The sequence below is a fragment of the Buttiauxella brennerae ATCC 51605 genome, from assembly GCF_001654925.1.
Lineage (GTDB): Bacteria > Pseudomonadota > Gammaproteobacteria > Enterobacterales > Enterobacteriaceae > Buttiauxella > Buttiauxella brennerae.
The window spans coordinates 107,136-125,791 of sequence record NZ_LXER01000023.1; the positions used below are offsets into that span (position 1 = coordinate 107,136).

Annotated in this window: 12 protein-coding genes; 2 read left to right on the plus strand and 10 right to left on the minus strand. The window is 51.7% G+C overall.

The window, feature by feature from the left end; genetic code table 11:
- The gene (locus M975_RS14565; protein ID WP_064560554.1) at window positions 1-1,113 is read left to right on the plus strand and encodes a M20 family metallopeptidase; all 1,113 of its coding nucleotides are present in this window, start codon (window positions 1-3) and stop codon (window positions 1,111-1,113) included.
- A gap of 48 nt (window positions 1,114-1,161) precedes the next feature.
- Here the strand turns inward: M975_RS14565 and adhP are convergent, their stop codons facing one another.
- From adhP to rlmD, 6 genes are all read right to left on the minus strand, one after another.
- Complete coding sequence (gene adhP, locus M975_RS14570) at window positions 1,162-2,178, minus strand: alcohol dehydrogenase AdhP (protein ID WP_064560557.1); 1,017 nt, start codon at window positions 2,176-2,178, stop codon at window positions 1,162-1,164.
- Between the two features lie 170 nt (window positions 2,179-2,348).
- Window positions 2,349-3,653 (minus strand): phosphopyruvate hydratase, encoded by a 1,305-nt coding sequence (eno, locus tag M975_RS14575; protein WP_064560559.1) that lies wholly within the window; start codon window positions 3,651-3,653, stop codon window positions 2,349-2,351.
- Between the two features lie 83 nt (window positions 3,654-3,736).
- A complete protein-coding gene (pyrG, locus tag M975_RS14580) occupies window positions 3,737-5,377 on the minus strand; it encodes a glutamine hydrolyzing CTP synthase (RefSeq protein WP_064560561.1) in 1,641 nt (546 codons plus the stop codon).
- 225 nt (window positions 5,378-5,602) lie between these two features.
- On the minus strand, window positions 5,603-6,394 hold the full coding sequence (mazG, locus tag M975_RS14585; protein WP_064560563.1) for a nucleoside triphosphate pyrophosphohydrolase: 792 nt from the start codon (window positions 6,392-6,394) through the stop codon (window positions 5,603-5,605).
- Between the two features lie 62 nt (window positions 6,395-6,456).
- Window positions 6,457-8,685 (minus strand): GTP diphosphokinase, encoded by a 2,229-nt coding sequence (gene relA / locus M975_RS14590; protein WP_064560565.1) that lies wholly within the window; start codon window positions 8,683-8,685, stop codon window positions 6,457-6,459.
- A 111-nt stretch (window positions 8,686-8,796) separates the two neighbouring features.
- On the minus strand, window positions 8,797-10,110 hold the full coding sequence (gene rlmD / locus M975_RS14595; protein ID WP_064560622.1) for a 23S rRNA (uracil(1939)-C(5))-methyltransferase RlmD: 1,314 nt from the start codon (window positions 10,108-10,110) through the stop codon (window positions 8,797-8,799).
- Window positions 10,111-10,171: 61 nt separating this feature from the next.
- On the opposite strand from rlmD, the gene barA reads away from it, so the two are divergent.
- Window positions 10,172-12,931 carry a two-component sensor histidine kinase BarA gene (gene barA, locus M975_RS14600; protein ID WP_064560567.1) on the plus strand — a complete coding sequence of 920 codons (2,760 nt, stop codon included), beginning with the start codon at window positions 10,172-10,174 and terminating at the stop codon, window positions 12,929-12,931.
- A 78-nt stretch (window positions 12,932-13,009) separates the two neighbouring features.
- Here barA and M975_RS14605 read toward each other — a convergent pair whose 3' ends face one another.
- The 4 genes from M975_RS14605 to M975_RS14620 all read right to left on the minus strand — a co-directional run bounded on the left by M975_RS14605 (window position 13,010) and on the right by M975_RS14620 (window position 18,349).
- Window positions 13,010-14,158 carry a glycerate kinase gene (locus M975_RS14605; RefSeq protein ID WP_064560569.1) on the minus strand — a complete coding sequence of 383 codons (1,149 nt, stop codon included), beginning with the start codon at window positions 14,156-14,158 and terminating at the stop codon, window positions 13,010-13,012.
- Window positions 14,159-14,287: 129 nt separating this feature from the next.
- Window positions 14,288-15,622 carry a glucarate dehydratase gene (gene gudD / locus M975_RS14610; protein WP_064560571.1) on the minus strand — a complete coding sequence of 445 codons (1,335 nt, stop codon included), beginning with the start codon at window positions 15,620-15,622 and terminating at the stop codon, window positions 14,288-14,290.
- Between the two features lies 1 nt (window position 15,623).
- Window positions 15,624-16,991, minus strand: coding sequence for an enolase C-terminal domain-like protein (locus tag M975_RS14615; RefSeq protein ID WP_064560573.1), 1,368 nt, complete (start codon window positions 16,989-16,991; stop codon window positions 15,624-15,626).
- Window positions 16,988-18,349 carry an MFS transporter gene (locus M975_RS14620; protein ID WP_064560575.1) on the minus strand — a complete coding sequence of 454 codons (1,362 nt, stop codon included), beginning with the start codon at window positions 18,347-18,349 and terminating at the stop codon, window positions 16,988-16,990. The genes M975_RS14615 and M975_RS14620 overlap by 4 nt, the downstream gene beginning before the upstream one ends.
- Window positions 18,350-18,656 lie beyond the last annotated feature (307 nt).

Genomic DNA, 18,656 nt, shown 5'->3' on the forward strand with positions numbered 1-18,656 from the left:
ATGGATTTAAAACAGTATCTTCAGGAACTTAAAAAGGTCGTTAATATCGACTGTGGAACGGCAACTATTGATGGCGTGGAAGAAGTCAGCCGCATTTTTCAGCAGTGGTATCAGAGCCAAAACTGGCAGTGCGACCGAATCTCTCTCGGTGAAAAAGTCGGGCCTGGTTTGCTTGCAACCAACAAAACCGATGCTGAACGTTATGACGTGTTACTCGTCGGGCATATGGATACCGTCTTCCCGGCTGGCACCGTCGCAGAACGCCCGTTCCGCATTGAAGGAAACCGTGCATACGGCCCTGGTGTTTCGGATATGAAAAGCGGGTTGCTGAATATTCTCTGGGCACTGCGCGAGATGGACAAAGCCACCCTTGAGCGCCTATCAATTGGCGTGGCCATGAACCCAGATGAAGAAACCGGCTCAGTGCATTCTCATCACTGGATTGGCGAACTGGCAAAACGCAGCCGCTGCGTATTGGTGTGCGAAGCCGCAAGGGCTGACGGTTCTTTAGTTAAAGCGCGCAAAGGCATTGCCGGATACAAACTGGCGTTTAAGGGCGTTGCGGCTCATGCCGGAAATGACCCGGAATCAGGTCGTTCGGCGATAAAAGCGATGGCGCGTGCCGTTCTGGAAATTAGTGATCTGGCTGATATCGCTAAGGGAACCACAATAAACACGGGTGTGGTTTCCGGCGGCACAGTGGCGAATATTGTGCCCGATCATGCGGAAATGCTCGTCGATGTCCGCTTCCAGGATAACAATGAGTATGCGCGTGTGCATGCAGCAATCCAGGCATACAACCAGCGTGAGTTCGAGCGTGATGTGAAAACAGTTGTTCAGCAACAAGCGCAAAAACCGGCGATGTCTCCGGGTGAAGATACCGAAAAGCTGATGAAGATTGTTGAGCAGGCCGGTGAAGTGGAAGGCATCGATGTACGCTGGAAGTCCGTCGGCGGTGGTTCTGATGCTAACCATACTGCGGCGTTGGGCATTCCTTCACTGGACGGTTTTGGCCCGATTGGTGCTGGTTTCCACAGCCCGTCAGAGTATCTCGAAATAGACAGCATTGAGCCAAGGATCCGCCTGCTTAAACGCGTGATTCAGTCGCTTTAAATTAAATGGCCGGGAAAACCCGGCCATATTCAGTTTACCCGGCAACACTTACTTCTTCGTTTTAAAATCAATCACCATGCGGCCTTTGATTTTACCCTCTTCCATTTCCTTGAAAATTGCATTGATATCTTCAAGTGGGCGCATGGTGACTTTAGGCACCACTTTGCCTTCGGCAGCAAACTGGAAGGCTTCAGTCAGGTCCATGCGAGTGCCGACTAACGAACCAACAACTTCGATGCCATCGAGCACCAGGCGAGGAATGTTCAGGCTCATAGACTCAGAAGGCAGGCCAACGGCAACAATACGCGCGCCAGCACGAACGGCATCGACTGCGGAGTTAAATGCCGCTTTTGCAACAGCAGTGACTACAGCCGCATGAGCGCCGCCCACTTTCTCCTGGATAACTTTTGCCGCATCTTCATTGCGCGAGTTAATGACTAAATCTGCTCCGCACTCTTTCGCGAAATCCAGTTGTGCATCGTTGACGTCGATTGCGATAACTTTGGCATTAAAGACGTTCTTCGCATATTGCAGCGCGAGGTTGCCAAGGCCACCCAGGCCGTAAATCGCAATCCACTGACCAGGCTGAATATGGGAAACTTTCACCGCTTTGTAAGTGGTGACGCCCGCGCAGGTTACGCTACTGGCTGCGGCTGATTCCAGGCCGTCAGGGACTTTTACTGCGTAATCGGCAACCACAATGCATTCTTCAGCCATACCGCCGTCAGCGGTATATCCCGCATTCGTTACGCTACGACACAGTGTTTCGTTACCGGTATTACAATATTCACAATTTCCGCATCCACGGAAGAACCAGGCGACACTTGCACGGTCCCCGATTTTCAGCGAAGTCACGCCAGGGCCGATAGACTTCACCACCCCGATACCTTCATGACCCAGCGTAATGCCAGTTACATCACCAAAGTCTCCGTTTTTCACATGCAAATCGGTGTGGCAAACACCACAACACTCCATCGTCAGTAATGCCTCGCCGTGTTTCAAGGCACGAACGGGTTTATCTATGATGCCGACAGAGTGGTCTTTGTTAACAACTGCAGCTTTCATGGCGGTCTCCTGACCTGTGAGTGAAATAACCCACTAATCCTGGTCGAGAGCACAGGCAACCGCAAACTGCATTCCCGGTTTATGCGAGGGTGGCTCAGGTTTGGCGAAAAAAGGGCACAAAAAAACCCGCCGAAGCGGGTTTTTTAATCAGAATTTAAAGCAGTAACGAATTACTGGCCTTTAACTTCTTTCAGACCGTTGAACGGAGCTGGTGTGCCCGCAGCAGCCAGAGCTTCTTCGATACGAATCAGCTGGTTGTACTTAGCAACACGGTCAGAACGGCTCATAGAACCAGTTTTGATCTGGCCTGCAGCAGTACCAACAGCCAGGTCAGCGATGGTAGCGTCTTCAGTTTCGCCTGAACGGTGAGAGATAACTGCAGTGTAGCCAGCATCTTTCGCCATTTTGATCGCAGCCAGAGTTTCGGTCAGAGAACCGATCTGGTTGAATTTGATCAGAATGGAGTTAGCGATACCGTTGTCGATACCTCTTTTCAGGATTTTGGTGTTAGTCACGAATAGGTCGTCACCAACCAGCTGAAGTTTGTCGCCCATAACTTTAGTCTGGTATGCGAAACCATCCCAATCAGACTCGTCCAGACCGTCTTCGATAGAAACGATTGGGTACTGTTTAGTCAGGTCTTCCAGGAAGTGGGTGAATTCTTCAGAGGTGAAAGCTTTGTTGCCTTCGCCAGCCAGAACGTATTTACCGTCTTTGTAGAATTCAGAAGCAGCACAGTCCATAGCCAGAGTAACGTCTTTACCCAGCTCGTAGCCTGCAGCTTTAACCGCTTCAGCGATTACAGCCAGTGCTTCAGCGTTGGAACCCAGGTTTGGCGCATAGCCACCTTCGTCACCAACAGCAGTACCCATACCTTTAGATTTCAGAACTTTAGCCAGAGTGTGGAAAACTTCAGAACCCATACGGATGGCTTCTTTCAGAGTTTTCGCGCCAACTGGTTGAATCATGAACTCTTGGATATCAACGTTGTTATCAGCGTGCTCGCCACCGTTGATGATGTTCATCATTGGCAGAGGCATAGAGAATTTGCCTGGGGTGCCGTTCAGTTCAGCGATGTGTGCATACAGCGGCAGGCCTTTAGAGGCAGCAGCAGCTTTAGCAGCAGCAAGGGAAACAGCCAGGATTGCGTTAGCGCCGAAGTTGGATTTGTTTTCGGTACCGTCCAGGTCGATCATGATCTTATCGATGTTAGCCTGGTCTTTCGCATCTTTACCAGTTACAGCCGCAGCGATCGGGCCGTTAACTGCAGCAACGGCTTTCAGAACGCCTTTGCCCAGGAAGCGAGATTTGTCGCCATCGCGCAGTTCCAGCGCTTCGCGGGAACCAGTTGAAGCACCTGATGGTGCAGCAGCCATACCTACGAAACCGCCTTCCAGATGAACTTCAGCTTCAACAGTCGGGTTACCACGGGAGTCGATGATTTCACGACCGATGACTTTAACGATTTTGGACATTAGATTTTCCTCAGTACAAGTTAAACTAAAACTCCAGACAAACAACGCGCGAAACATTCGCGCGTTGTCGTTCTAACTATCTATTACTTCGCCTGACGCTTCTGGTACTCACCGGCAGCTTTCACAAAGCCTGCAAACAGTGGGTGCCCATCACGCGGAGTAGAAGTAAATTCCGGGTGGAACTGGCAAGCAACAAACCACGGGTGGTTTGGCACTTCGATGATTTCAACCAGTTGATCATCACCGGAACGGCCCGCAACGCGCAGACCTGCTGTTTCAATTTGCTGCAACAACATGTTGTTGACTTCATAACGATGGCGATGGCGCTCAGTAATTGTCGGTTCACCGTACATCTGACGTACCAGACTACCATCGGTCAACTGACACTGCTGGCCACCAAGACGCATGGTGCCGCCCAAGTCGCTCTTTTCAGTACGAACTTCAACGTTACCTTCTTCGTCACGCCACTCGGTGATTAAGGCGACCACCGGGTATTTACAGTCTGGCACAAATTCAGTTGAGTTGGCGTTAGCCATGCCTGCAACGTTTCGTGCGAACTCGATCAGCGCAACCTGCATACCTAAGCAAATGCCGAGATATGGAATGTTCTGCTCACGAGCATAGCGCGCGGTGGCGATTTTGCCTTCCACACCACGGTAACCGAAACCGCCAGGGATAAGGATAGCATCCAATCCCTTAAGCACTTCTTCAGCGCCGCGAGTTTCAACATCCTGCGAATCAATCAGCTTGATGTTAACGGTCAGACGATTTTTCAGACCACCGTGTTTCAACGCTTCAATCACAGATTTGTAGGCATCTGGCAGTTCAATGTACTTGCCGACCATACCAATCGTGACTTCGCTTGTCGGATTCGCTTCTTCATAAATAACTTGTTCCCATTCGGACAAGTTAGCTTCAGGAACGTTCAAGCTGAATCGTTTACAAATATAATCGTCCAGCCCCTGTGATTTCAACAGGCCTGGAATTTTATAGATGGAATCAACGTCTTTTAGAGAAATAACCGCTTTCTCCGGCACGTTACAGAACAATGCAATTTTTGCACGTTCGTTAGCCGGAACGACGCGGTCTGAACGGCAAATCAGCACATCTGGCTGAATACCGATAGAAAGCAGTTCTTTTACGGAGTGTTGAGTCGGTTTGGTTTTCACTTCACCGGCAGCAGCCATGTATGGCACCAGAGTCAGGTGCATATACAGCGTGTGCTCACGACCCACTTCTACCGCCATCTGGCGAATCGCTTCGAGGAACGGCAGGGATTCGATATCGCCTACAGTACCGCCGATTTCAACCAGCACAACATCATAACCTTCGCCACCTTCAAGGATGCGTTCTTTGATAGCGTTAGTGATGTGTGGAATAACCTGGACTGTCGCGCCCAGATAGTCGCCACGGCGTTCTTTACGCAGAACGTCTGAGTAAATACGACCAGTGGTAAAGTTGTTACGACGTGTCATTTTGTTGCGAATGAAACGCTCGTAGTGACCTAAATCCAGGTCGGTTTCAGCGCCGTCTTCTGTAACGAACACTTCCCCATGTTGAATAGGGCTCATGGTACCCGGATCGACGTTGATGTACGGATCGAGTTTCATGATGGATACGTTGAGGCCACGGGCTTCGAGAATAGCTGCGAGGGAGGCTGCGGCAATGCCTTTACCCAGAGAGGAAACGACCCCGCCGGTCACAAAAATATAGTTCGTTGTCATGCTGAACCTGAGAAGTTAGGTTTAAAGACGATGGGAGTACCAGGACGGGAAAGTAGTATACCCGAACAGTATCGGCGCCACAAACTTTCATTCCGTCTGCAAAGCCCTGACCTCGCACTTTGTCAGGGCACTGAAAATAGCCCGTCTGGTAGAAATGTTTTTGACTCAAATCAAGAGCTTGTTAAATCGAAATTGCCATAAGATGCGCTTGACCACAAAAACGCGTTAGATATCAGTTTCCTGGCGTTTAACTTCTTGCCAGACATCTTCCATGATTTCCAGGTCAACGCCGGTCATTGTCAGGCCTCTGGCGGCAATAATCTCTTCCACCTGGCGGAAACGGCGCTCAAATTTGATATTGGCTTTCTGTAAAGCTGTCTCGGCTTTGGTCCCTAAATGGCGTGCAAGATTGACGGTGGCGAACAATAAATCACCGACCTCTTCTTCCAGTTTGGCTTCATCAACGACGACCTGTTTAGCTTCAAACATCACTTCGTCGATCTCTTCATAGACTTTGTCTAAAACCGGGCCAAGCGTGGTCCAGTCGAAACCGACCGTTGAACAACGTTTCTGGATTTTATGTGCACGCATTAACGCAGGCAGCGCGTGAGGAATATCATCGAGTGCGGAATGTTGGGCTTTTTCAGCACGTTCATCGCTCTTGATTTGCTCCCAACGCTCCAGCACTTCGGTGCTGTTTCCTGCGGTACCGTCGGCAAAAATATGCGGGTGACGGCGTTCGAGTTTATCGCTGATGGCTTTACAGATATCGTCGAAATTAAAGCGCCCTTCTTCCTGCGCCATTTGTGCGTAAAAGACGACCTGGAACAGCAAGTCACCCAGCTCACCGCGCAAATCATCAAAATCTTCGCGGTTGATGGCATCGAGCACTTCGTAGGTTTCTTCGAGCGTATAGGGCGCGATGGTGGCGAAGGTTTGCTCTTTGTCCCATGGACAACCCGTTTCCGGGTCGCGCAAGCGCTTCATGATGCCCAGAAGGCGATCGATTTGGTTCATTTCAATTCCTTGCAATACAAAATTTAAAGGCGGGATTGCTCCCACCCTTTTGTCACAAACGTCTAACCGTGCAAGCGCTTCGCGTCGATAATATCCGGCACCTGGTTCAGTTTGCCTAATACCCGGCCCAACACTTGCAGGTTGTAGATCTCGATATTCATATCGATGGTCGCCAGTTGCTGTTTGGTGTCACTACGGCTAGCCACACCCAGAACGTTCACCTTCTCATTGGCCAGAATGGTGGTGATATCGCGCAGCAGCCCACTGCGATCGTTGGCGGTAACGCGTACCACCAGCGAATAACCGCTCGAGTAACTTTCACCCCACACGGCATCCACGATGCGTTCTGGCGCGTGAGATTGCAGTTCCGCAAGCTGGTCGCAGTCTGCGCGGTGAATTGAAATACCGCGGCCTTGGGTGATAAAACCGACGATTTCATCGCCTGGAATCGGCTGGCAGCAACGCGCAATGTGGTGCATCAGATTGCCAACACCTTCAACGACTACGCGGCCATTATCTTTACTGCGTGATTGCGGCGTGTGCGTTTTCTGCTTCAGCTGGCGTAGCGCTTGCTCGTCCTGCTCTGCCGCAGTCGGTTTGTTAAACTGCGCTTGCAAGTAGTTACTCATCTGATTAAGACGAATATCACCGCCACCAATTGCCGCCAGTAACTCTTCGATATCGTTGAAGTTATAACGTGGTAGTAATGATTTCTCGGCCTCTTTCAGGCTGATACCCAGATGTTCAATTTCATCATCAAGGATCTGCCGCCCAGCGAGAATATTTTTGTCGCGATCTTGTTTACGGAACCAGTTGTGGATTTTCGCCCGCCCGCGGCTGGTGGTGATGTAGCCCAGGTTTGGGTTCAACCAATCACGGCTTGGGTTAGGCTGTTTCTGGGTGATAACTTCAATTTGGTCGCCCATCTGCAACTGGTAGGTAAACGGCACAATGCGCCCGCCGATTTTCGCACCGATACAACGGTGCCCCACATCGCTGTGAATATGGTAAGCAAAATCAAGCGGCGTGGAACCTGCCGGTAAGTCAACCACATCGCCTTTTGGCGTAAACACATATACACGGTCGTCAAATACCTGGCTGCGCACTTCATCGAGCAGTTCGCCGGAATCCGCCATTTCTTCTTGCCAGGCTATCAGTTTACGCAGCCACGCAATGCGATCTTCATGGCCTGAACTGCCGCTTTTGGCATTGCCCTCTTTGTACTTCCAGTGGGCAGCGACCCCGAGTTCCGAGTCTTCATGCATCTGCTTGGTGCGGATCTGGATTTCAATGGTTTTGCCGTTTGGCCCCAACACCACGGTATGAATCGACTGATAACCGTTAGGTTTCGGGTTGGCAACATAGTCATCGAACTCGTCAGGCATATGACGATAATGGGTGTGTACAATGCCAAGAGCGGCGTAGCAGTCCTGTAAACGTTCAGCCACCACGCGCACAGCGCGCACATCAAAAAGCTCATCAAAGGCAAGGGATTTCTTCTGCATCTTGCGCCAGATGCTGTAGATGTGTTTAGGGCGGCCATACACTTCAGCCTTAACGCCTTCTTCTTTCATCGACTTACGCAGCGCGCTGACGAACTCGTCTATGTAATGCTCACGGTCGATACGGCGCTCGTGCAGCAATTTCGCGATACGTTTGTATTCATCGGGATGCAGGTAGCGGAAACAGTAGTCTTCCAGCTCCCATTTCAGCTGACCAATGCCGAGGCGGTTAGCGAGCGGCGCATAAATATTGGTGCACTCTTTTGCCGCCAGAACGCGTTCGTCTTCCGGTGAATCTTTAACTTCACGCAGATGAGCAATTCGCTCCGCCAGTTTAATGACCACACAGCGGAAATCGTCCACCATCGCCAGCAGCATGCGGCGAACGTTATCGACCTGTTCAGCAGAAACTGAATCGGTATGAGCGGCTTTCAACTGGCGAATTGCGGCCATGTCGCGCACACCGTGTATGAGCGTCACAACCTGATTATCAATGCTTTCGCGCATCACCTCTTCGGTGACCACGCCCGCATCGGCAAGAGGGAACAGCAGTGCGGCTCGCAGCGTGTCGTTGTCCATGCTCAGCATCGACAGGATTTCCACCATCTCGACGCCGCGCCACAGCAGCAGCTCCGCATTCGGATGGCCTTTGGTCTGTTGCTCGCAATACCGCCAGGTTTCGGCTAAGCGTTCACATGACAGCTGGTTGGTGATCCCGAGGCTCGCAATCCATCTGTCGGGCGCAAATTCGCCAGCTTTATTGAGATGTGCACTTCTTACCGCAACCATTGTCCTCTCCTGTGTCTACCCTTCATCTTTCGAGCTGTAAGTGGCTTATCCTCACTCTTTCACCTTGAAATCTTTCAGGTATGAATCAATTCACTCGACTTGATTAACCGCTTAAATACGCTCAAATAGCGCCATAGACTCCAGGTGCCCAGTGTGGGGAAACATATCGAGCATTGCTAGCCGCCTAATTTGGTAACCTGCCGCCAACAATGCTTCGCTATCGCGGGCAAGTGTTGTCGGATTACATGAAACATAGACCACTCGTGAAGGAGCAAGTGAAATCACATGCTGCATGACGCCCGGTGCTCCCGCTCGTGCGGGGTCGAGCAATATCTTGTCAAAACCCTGAGCAGCCCAAGGCTGGCGCGTGACATCATCTTCCAGGTTTTCATGAAAGAATGTGACATTTTTCAGTGAATTATGTCGCGCATTATATTCACCTTTCGCCACCAGTGCAGCAACGCCTTCCACCCCAACAACACTTTCGGCACGTAATGCGAGCGGTAAGGTAAAATTACCCATTCCACAGAACAGATCCAGCACGCGGTCGGTTGGCTGTACATCCAGCCATTCGATGGCACGCGCAACCATCTGCTGATTGACCGCATCATTCACTTGGATGAAATCGCGCGGGCTGAACATTAAGCGTAGCCCGTCAGAGTGATAGCAGGGCTCATCCTCACCCACAGCAGTCAGTGTCTCACTGTCAGGGGCTAAAAACAGCGCGACGCCAAAAGAATGCGAAAAGCGTTCCAGTTTTTGCCGATCGGTATCATGGAGCGCATCTAAATGGCGCAAAACCATGAGCGGGCCATTATCGGCACAGACCAATTCAACATGCCCTAAACGCCGAACCGCTTTTAATCCGGACAAGCATTCGCGCAACGGTTCCAGTAATGCTTCAAGCTGGGGCACCAGAACCGGGCACTGGTGAATATTCACCAGTTCGTTGTCCTGAGATTTACGGAAACCCATCTGTAAGGTTTGCGTTTTGGCGTGGTAATTCAACCCAAGCCGGGCGCGTCGACGATAACCCCATGGCGACCCTGAGATTATTTCCTGCACCTCAGCCGGGGTTTCACGCGACCCCATCATGCGCGCAAGCGCCCGGGATTTTGCTTGCTGCTGTAATTCGATGCTGGCATGTTGCTGCTGGCAACCGCCGCAGACACCAAAATGTGGGCAGCGCGGCGTAACGCGTTGCGGGCTATCATTTAAACGCCGCTTAACTTTAGCCTGGGAAAAGTTACGTTTGTCATCGGTAATGGTGACATCGACTCGCTCTCCAGGCAGTGCGCCCTGGATAAAAAGTGCTTTACCATTGTGCCGTGCAACGCCCTGACCAAATGGATCAAGGTCACTAACGTTCACAGTTATGATTTGACGAGTCGTAACCCGTCGCTTTGCAGAGTAGAATTGCGCCATGAGCCAGTCGTGCTCTCTTAAAATATTAACTATTGCTTCAATTGTCCCATATCGGAACCCCATGACCAACTACAGCCTGCGTGCACGCATGATGATCCTGATTCTGGCACCGACATTAATGATCGGTTTATTGCTCAGCATCTTTTTTGTCGTCCACCGTTACAACGACTTGCAGCGCCAGTTAGAAGATTCTGGCGCCAATATTATCGAGCCGCTGGCGGTCGCAAGTGAGTACGGCATGAGTTTTCACAGCCGTGAGTCCATCAGCCAATTGGTCAGTGTGCTGCACCGCCGCCATTCAGATATTGTGCGAGCGATTTCGGTTTTTGACCAAAACAACAAGCTGTTTGTCACCTCGAATTATCAGCTCAATGCTTCAGCGTTGAAGCTGCCGAACAATGCAAAACCTCCACACAGTTTAAGCATCACGCGGCTCGGGGACTCGATTATTTTGCGCACCCCGATTATTTCCGAAAGCTACTCGCCGGACGAATCAGAAGTCACTGATGCGAAACCTGCGGGCAATACGCTCGGTTATGTCGCCATCGAACTCGACCTGAAATCCGTGCGTTTGCAGCAGTATCGGGAAATTTTTATTTCGACGCTGATGATGTTGTTCTGCGTGGGAATTGCGATGCTGTTTGCCTACCGCCTGATGCGCGATGTGACCGGCCCGATTCGTAATATGGTCAACACTGTCGACCGTATCCGGCGAGGGCAACTCGATAGCCGCGTGGAAGGCTTTATGCTGGGCGAATTGGATATGCTGAAAAACGGCATCAATTCGATGGCAATGTCGCTCACCGCTTATCATGAAGAGATGCAGCACAATATTGACCAGGCCACTTCCGACCTGCGTGAAACTCTCGAGCAGATGGAAATCCAGAACGTTGAACTGGATCTGGCGAAGAAACGCGCTCAGGAAGCCGCGCGTATTAAGTCTGAATTCCTGGCCAATATGTCTCATGAACTGCGCACGCCGTTGAACGGTGTGATTGGCTTTACCCGTCTGACGCTGAAAACCGATTTGAACGCCACCCAGCGCGATCACCTGCATACCATTGAGCGTTCGGCCAATAACCTGCTGACCATCATTAATGACGTGCTTGACTTCTCGAAGCTGGAAGCCGGAAAACTCATTCTGGAAAGCATTCCTTTCCCGCTGCGTAATGCGCTTGATGAAGTCGTTACCTTGCTTGCCCATTCGGCCCACGACAAAGGTCTGGAACTGACGCTTAACATCAAGAACGATGTGCCGGATAACGTGATTGGCGACCCACTGCGCTTGCAGCAGGTGGTGACGAATCTGGTGGGGAATGCGATTAAGTTTACCGAAAGCGGCAATATCGATCTGGTGGTTGAGAAACGCTCGCAAGGGAATAATAAAGTCCAGGTTGAAATGCGGATTCACGATACCGGCATCGGTATTCCGGAACAGGAACAGTCGCGCCTCTTCCAGGCATTTCGTCAGGCTGATGCCAGCATTTCACGGCGTCACGGCGGCACCGGGCTGGGGCTGGTGATTACGCAGAAACTGGTGAGCGAAATGGGCGGGGATATCTCGTTCCATAGCCAGCCAAACCAGGGTTCGACCTTCTGGTTCTATATTAATTTAGACCTCAATTCCAACGCGGTTCTGGATGGTTATTCCACCGAGAATCTGGCAGGCAAGCGCATTGCTTATGTAGAACAAAATGCCACTGCCGCACAAAGCACGCTTAATATTCTGGCCAATACGCCGCTTGAAGTGGTCTACAGCCCAACGTTTATGACCCTTGCTGAAGGGCATTACGACATTATGCTGCTTGGCATTCCCGTCACATTCCACGACACGCTAACGCTTTCAAATCCGAAGTTTGCGAAAGCGTCGACCATGACCGACTGCCTGATTTTTGCGTTGCCAAGCCATGCACAAATCGATGCCGAGTCACTTAAAAAGCAAGGCGTTACCGCCTGTCTTCTGAAGCCAGTGACCTCGACTCGCCTGCTGCCTCTGCTTGCTGAGCATACGTTTGATGCCAGTGCCACGCCAGTCAGCAGCATTGAAAACCGGAAGCTACCGCTGACAGTGATGGCGGTTGATGACAACCCGGCCAACCTTAAGCTGATTGGCGCGTTGCTTGAAGACCATGTTCAGAATGTCGAGCTGTGTGACAGTGGCCTGCAAGCCATTGAACGCGCGAAGCAAATGCAGATAGACATTATTCTGATGGATATTCAGATGCCAGAAATGGACGGTATCCGCGCCTGCGAGTTAATTCGCCAAATGCCGCACCACCAGCAAACACCAGTGATTGCGGTAACCGCACATGCTATGGCCGGGCAAAAAGAGAAACTGCTGAGTGCCGGTATGAACGACTATCTGGCGAAGCCGATTGAAGAGAAAAAACTCTACAGCTTACTGATGCGCTATCAGCCTGGTGCCATCACCGCCCCAGCGCTTCCCGCAAGCGTAGAAACGACTGTGCAAGCCAGTAACCCCAACCTGACGATAGACTGGGCGCTGGCGCTGCAACAGGCAGCGAATAAACCCGATCTGGCACGCGACATGCTGCAAATGTTGTTAGCGTTCTTGCCTGAAGTCCGCAACACGGTTGAACAACAGTTGGTAGGGGAAAACCCGGAAAAACTGGTCGAGATCATTCATAAACTTCACGGCAGTTGCAGCTATAGCGGTGTTCCACGGCTGAAAAACTTATGCCGACAGCTTGAGCACGAGTTGCGTAGTGGCGTGAAGCCCGAAGACCTGGAGCCGGAACTCTTTGAGCTACTCGATGAAATGAACAATGTCGCCAAAGAAGCGCAACGGATGCTCAATTAATTGTTGCGTGCGGAATGTCGGGTGCCGCTTGCGCGAATCCGACATCCGCATTTTCACAAGTGTTTGTTTTGCCAGGGCTTAGTGCGAACGACACCCAACGCCTATCGCAACAGTGGCAGCGATATTCCTTGACGCCATACGCAAGTTTTCTGCGGCATTCGCCAGCGCATCCTCTAACGTGCAGATGCTGTACAGCACGCTAAAAACGGCATCCAGGCCGTGACCGTGCACCACGCCGACATCCGCCGTTAAGCTCCCGGCTATACCAATGACGGGTATGTTGTAGCGCTTCGCCACTTTTGCCACACCAATCGGTACTTTGCCGTGGATAGACTGGCTGTCGATGCGCCCTTCTCCGGTAATCACCAGATCGGCATCACGCACTAGCTCATCGAGATTCAACGCCTCGGTGACTATCTCAATACCCTGGCGCAATTGTGCACCGCAAAAAGCATACAGTGCGGCACCCATGCCACCAGCAGCCCCGCCGCCAGAAAGCGTCAGCACGTCGATGTCGAGGTCACGGGAAATGATGCTGGCGTAATGCTCCAGAGCGCTATCGAGTTCGCGAACCATTTCAGGTGTCGCCCCTTTTTGCGGCCCAAAGACCGCCGATGCCCCTTCTTTACCCGTTAATAGATTAGTCACGTCACACGCGACTTCGATACGGCAATCTTTCAGGCGTTGATCAAGCCCTGAAATATCAATGGATGCCAGCCTGGCGACTTCGCCACCGCCTGGGCCTAACGATTCACCGTCATTATCCAGCAAGCGCACACCGAGCGCCTGCACCATGCCGATACCGCCATCGTTGGTTGCACTGCCACCAATGCCGATGAGAATGCTTTGCACACCATGGTCTAACGCACAGCGAATGAGTTCGCCGGTGCCCCATGACGTGGTATTCAGCGGGTTGCGCAGTTCCGTCGGCACTTGTTCAAGGCCACTTGCGGCAGCCATTTCGATAAAGGCTCGTTGCCGATCGCCCGAAATTCCGTAAAACGCCTGAACAGGAGCGCCAAGCGGCCCGGTGACTTCCACTTCAATGACTTCGCCATCGGTCGCCGCAACCATCGCTTCTACCGTTCCCTCGCCTCCATCAGCAACGGGCACCTTTACATAGCAAGCATTCGGAAAGACTTCCCGAAAACCGGCTTCAATCTGTGTCGCCACCTCCAGAGCACTGAGGCTTTCTTTATAAGAATCCGGTGCGATGACAATTTTCATATGCCGTCCGTCGCTATGTAAGATGGGATATATGAGAGCGAATTTTACCCTAAGTAATTGCAGCTGCATCAAGGTGGCAAGTGAGCGAACACAGCCAACACAGATGCAGCTTCAATTATGACGGGTAAATTAACGAACCATGCAAGGGCGCTTATTATTGAACGACCATTCTGGAATCAGATACTGCATCGCCATGGCGTCATCGCGCGCGCCAAGCCCGTGCTGTTGATAAAGCTCATGCGCTTTCATCACTTGATCCATATCCAGCTCAACACCCAGACCTGGCGTGGTTGGAACCTGCACCATGCCGCCTTTGATTTCGAAAGGTTGTTTAGTCAGGCGCTGGTTGCCTTCCTGCCAGATCCAGTGGGTGTCGATGGCGGTGACTTTGCCTGGCGCGGCTGCGGCCACGTGGGTGAACATCGCCAGTGAAATATCGAAGTGGTTATTGGAGTGCGAGCCCCAGGTCAGGCCAAATTCATGGCACATTTGCGCGACGCGCACCGAACCTTGCATGGTCCAGAAATGCGGGTCAGCCAGAGGAATATCGACTGATTGCAAAGAAAGCGTGTGGCCCATTTGACGCCAGTCGGTTGCAATCATGTTAGTTGCGGTCGGCAAGCCTGTGGCACGGCGGAACTCCGCCATAATTTCACGACCAGAATAGCCCTGTTCAGCGCCGCACGGGTCTTCCGCATACGCCAGAACACCACGCAATTGCTTACCGATGCTAATCGCTTCATCGAGCGACCAGGCACCATTTGGGTCAAGCGTTACACGAGCCTGCGGGAAACGTTTTGCCAGCGCCGTTACCGCTTCGGCCTCTTCGCTGCCCGCTAATACGCCGCCTTTGAGTTTGAAATCGTTGAAGCCATATTTCTCATAAGCGGCTTCAGCCAGGCGCACGACAGAATCCGGTGTCATGGCTTCATCATGGCGAATGCGATACCAGTCGCATTTCTCATCGGGCTGGCTTTGATAAGGCAACGGAGTTTGTTTGCGATTACCCACGAAGAACAAATAGCCGAGCATTTCAACTTCGCTGCGCTGCTGCCCGTCGCCCAATAAAGACGCCACATTCACGCCCAGATGCTGGCCTAGCAAATCTAACATGGCGGATTCAATACCCGTGACAACGTGGATCGTGGTGCGCAAATCGAAAGTCTGTAAACCACGGCCACCGGAATCACGGTCGGCAAACTCGGCACGCACCAGGTTGAGAAGGTTTTTATATTCGCCCAGCGTTTTACCGATCACCAGGGCGGCAGCCTCTTCCAGCGTCTGGCGAATTTTTTCACCACCGGGGATTTCACCCACGCCCGTATGGCCAGAGTTATCTTTGATAATCACAATGTTGCGGGTGAAAAATGGTGAGTGTGCGCCACTCAGGTTCATCAGCATACTGTCATGGCCCGCAACCGGGATAACCTGCATAGCAGTGACTATCGGAGTAGAAGTTGTCATGTTATTTATTCCTTTTCATCCATATGTATGAATTGCGGCCAAATGCCGGGCGTTTACGATCAAACCTCCAGCCCGGAACCAGATACTGCATTGCCGTCGCGTCGTTGCGTGAGCCACCTGGCAGGGATTTATACACCTCGTGGGCTTTTTGTACCTGTTCCCAGTCAAGCTCAACACCCAGGCCTGGTGCATCCGGCACTGCGATTTTGCCGTTAACGATTTGCAGCGGCGATTTGGTCAGGCGCTGTTCGCCTTCCTGCCAAATCCAGTGGGTGTCGATAGCTGTAGGTTTACCCGGTGCCGCGGCACCCACATGGGTAAACATCGCCAGTGAAATATCGAAATGATTGTTAGAGTGACAGCCCCACGTCAGCCCCCATTCATCACACATCTGCGCGACACGAACCGCACCGCTGAGCGTCCAGAAGTGTGGATCGGCTAACGGAATGTCCACAGCGTTGAGCATGATCGCGTGATTCATTTCGCGCCAGTTGGTGGCAATCATATTGGTCGCGACAGGTAAGCCTGTAGCACGGCGGAATTCAGCCATCACTTCACGCCCTGAATAGCCTTGCTCCGCACCGCACGGGTCTTCAGCGTAGGTCAGTACATCGCCCATTCCCTTGCACAGTGCTATCGCCTCATCCAGCAACCACGCACCGTTCGGGTCAACCGTAATACGGGCATCCGGGAAGCGTTTTTTCAGCTCATGGGCGGCATCAAGTTCTTGTTCGCCAGGCAGGACACCACCTTTAAGTTTAAAGTCTTTGAAACCATAACGATCTTGCGCAGCCTCTGCCAGCCGTACAATCGCCTGGCTGCTCAGCGCTTGCTGGTGGCGCAAATCATACCAGGCATGTTTTGCATTTTGCCCGTCCAGATACGGCAAATCGGTTTTGCTGCGGTCGCCGATATAGAACAGATAACCCAGAACGGTCACTTCATCGCGCTGTTTACCCGGGCCGAGCAGTTCGCACACCGGAACATTGAGCGCTTTGCCGAGTAGGTCGAGCAGTGCGGCTTCCAGGGCTGCCACCGCATTGACACGCAATTCAAACGTCCAGGCACCTTTGCCGAAAGTATCGAAATCCGCCGACTGATTACCTTTATGAACGTTCTGGACCACGCGATTCATTCGCGCGACTTCCTGGCCGACGACTTGCGGAATGGCATCAACCAGCGTCTGGTAAATCACTTCGCCACCGGGTGCTTCACCTACGCCGGTGTGCCCGGCGTTATCGGTAAGAACCACAATGTTACGGGTGAAAAAGGCGCCATGTGCGCCGCCGATATTCAGCAGCATGCTGTCATTCCCGGCCACCGGAATGACTTTCATATCAGTAATAATCGGGCTTGCCTGAGTATTCATGATGATTGCCCTACTGTGACGGGTTTCAGTTCAACACGTTTGATATCGCCAACAATGACCAGGTAGCTCAGTACCGCGATAACAGCGTGAATCCCAACGTAGATCAGCGCGCCGTTAAATGAACCGGTTGTGCCGACAATGTAGCCGATAGCAATTGGCGTCACGATACCGGAGACATTACCGAACATGTTAAACAAGCCACCGCTCAAGCCACTGATCTCTTTTGGTGCGGTATCGGCCATAACAGCCCAGCCCAGCGCCCCAATACCCTTGCCGAAGAACGCCATTGCCATAAAGCCGACAACCATCATTTCTGATTCGACATAGTTACAGAACACCATGCTGACGGAGAGCAACATCCCCAGTACGATTGGCGTTTTACGCGCAATATTTAACGAACCGGTGCGACGCATCAGCCAGTCTGAAATCACACCACCGAGCACACCGCCGACAAACCCACACACCGCTGGAACGGAAGCCACAAAACCGGCTTTCAGAATCGACATCCCTTTTTCCTGCACCAGGTAAACCGGGAACCAGGTAATGAAGAAGTAAGTTAAAGCGTTAATACAATACTGGCCGATATAGATCCCAATCATCATGCGTGATCCGATCAACTGTTTGATCTGGCCCCACTTCTGCGCCATCGGGATATGCTCTTTTGGCTTCTTCTGATCCATGTTGATCAGCGCACCGCCCTCTTCGATGTACTCCAGCTCTTTCTTGTTCACACCCGGATGGTTGTTCGGCTCATGAATCACTTTAAGCCAGACAAAACTGATGATAATGCCCAATCCGCCCATAAAGAAGAACACGTGTGACCAGCCCACTTCATGCGTCAACCAACCCATGATTGGCGCGAAGATAACCGTCGCGAAATACTGTGCGGAGTTAAAAATGGAAACCGCCGTGCCGCGTTCCTGTGCCGGGAACCACGCAGCGACTATTCGGCTGTTGCCGGGGAAGGAAGGTGCTTCGGCCAGGCCCACCAGGAAGCGCAAAGTAAACAGCGCGATGATGATGCCAAAACCACTGAAGATATCGACGAAACCTTGCAGCAAGGTGAACATCGACCAGATAAAGATGGACCAGAAATAAACCCGTTTTGAGCCGAATTTATCCAGCAACCAGCCGCCTGGGATTTGCCCTATGACGTATGCCCAGGAAAATGCGGAAAACACATAACCCATGCCAATCGGGTCGAGGCCGATATCTTTTGCCATTTCCGAACCGGCAATAGATAACGTGGCGCGGTCACCATAGTTAAACGAGGTGACGATAAAGAGCATGACGACTATCCAATAACGAGCGTTGGTTCTTTTCTCGGCAACGCTCGCCGCCTGGCTAATTGTGTTCATGTTGCACTCCTGAATTATAGCTTTTGGCTATGATCCATTCTGCACTTGTAGGGTATCAGAATGAGGTATCGGCCCATCCGCAGTATTTTTTGTGGTGCTGAATCTGCGGTTTTTATGTGACCGATGGAAAGTATATGAAGGGAGTTAAAACGCCTCACCGTGCAAAGACACAGTTTTATCGCGCGCTTATTGAGCACTTTATGGCGTATGTACAACGCGTTGGGGGATGGTTCACGATTTTTGAAACAGCCGGATAAAATGAAGGGATATCTCAGAGTGAGAAACGGTCAGGAAATCTCATTCGGAG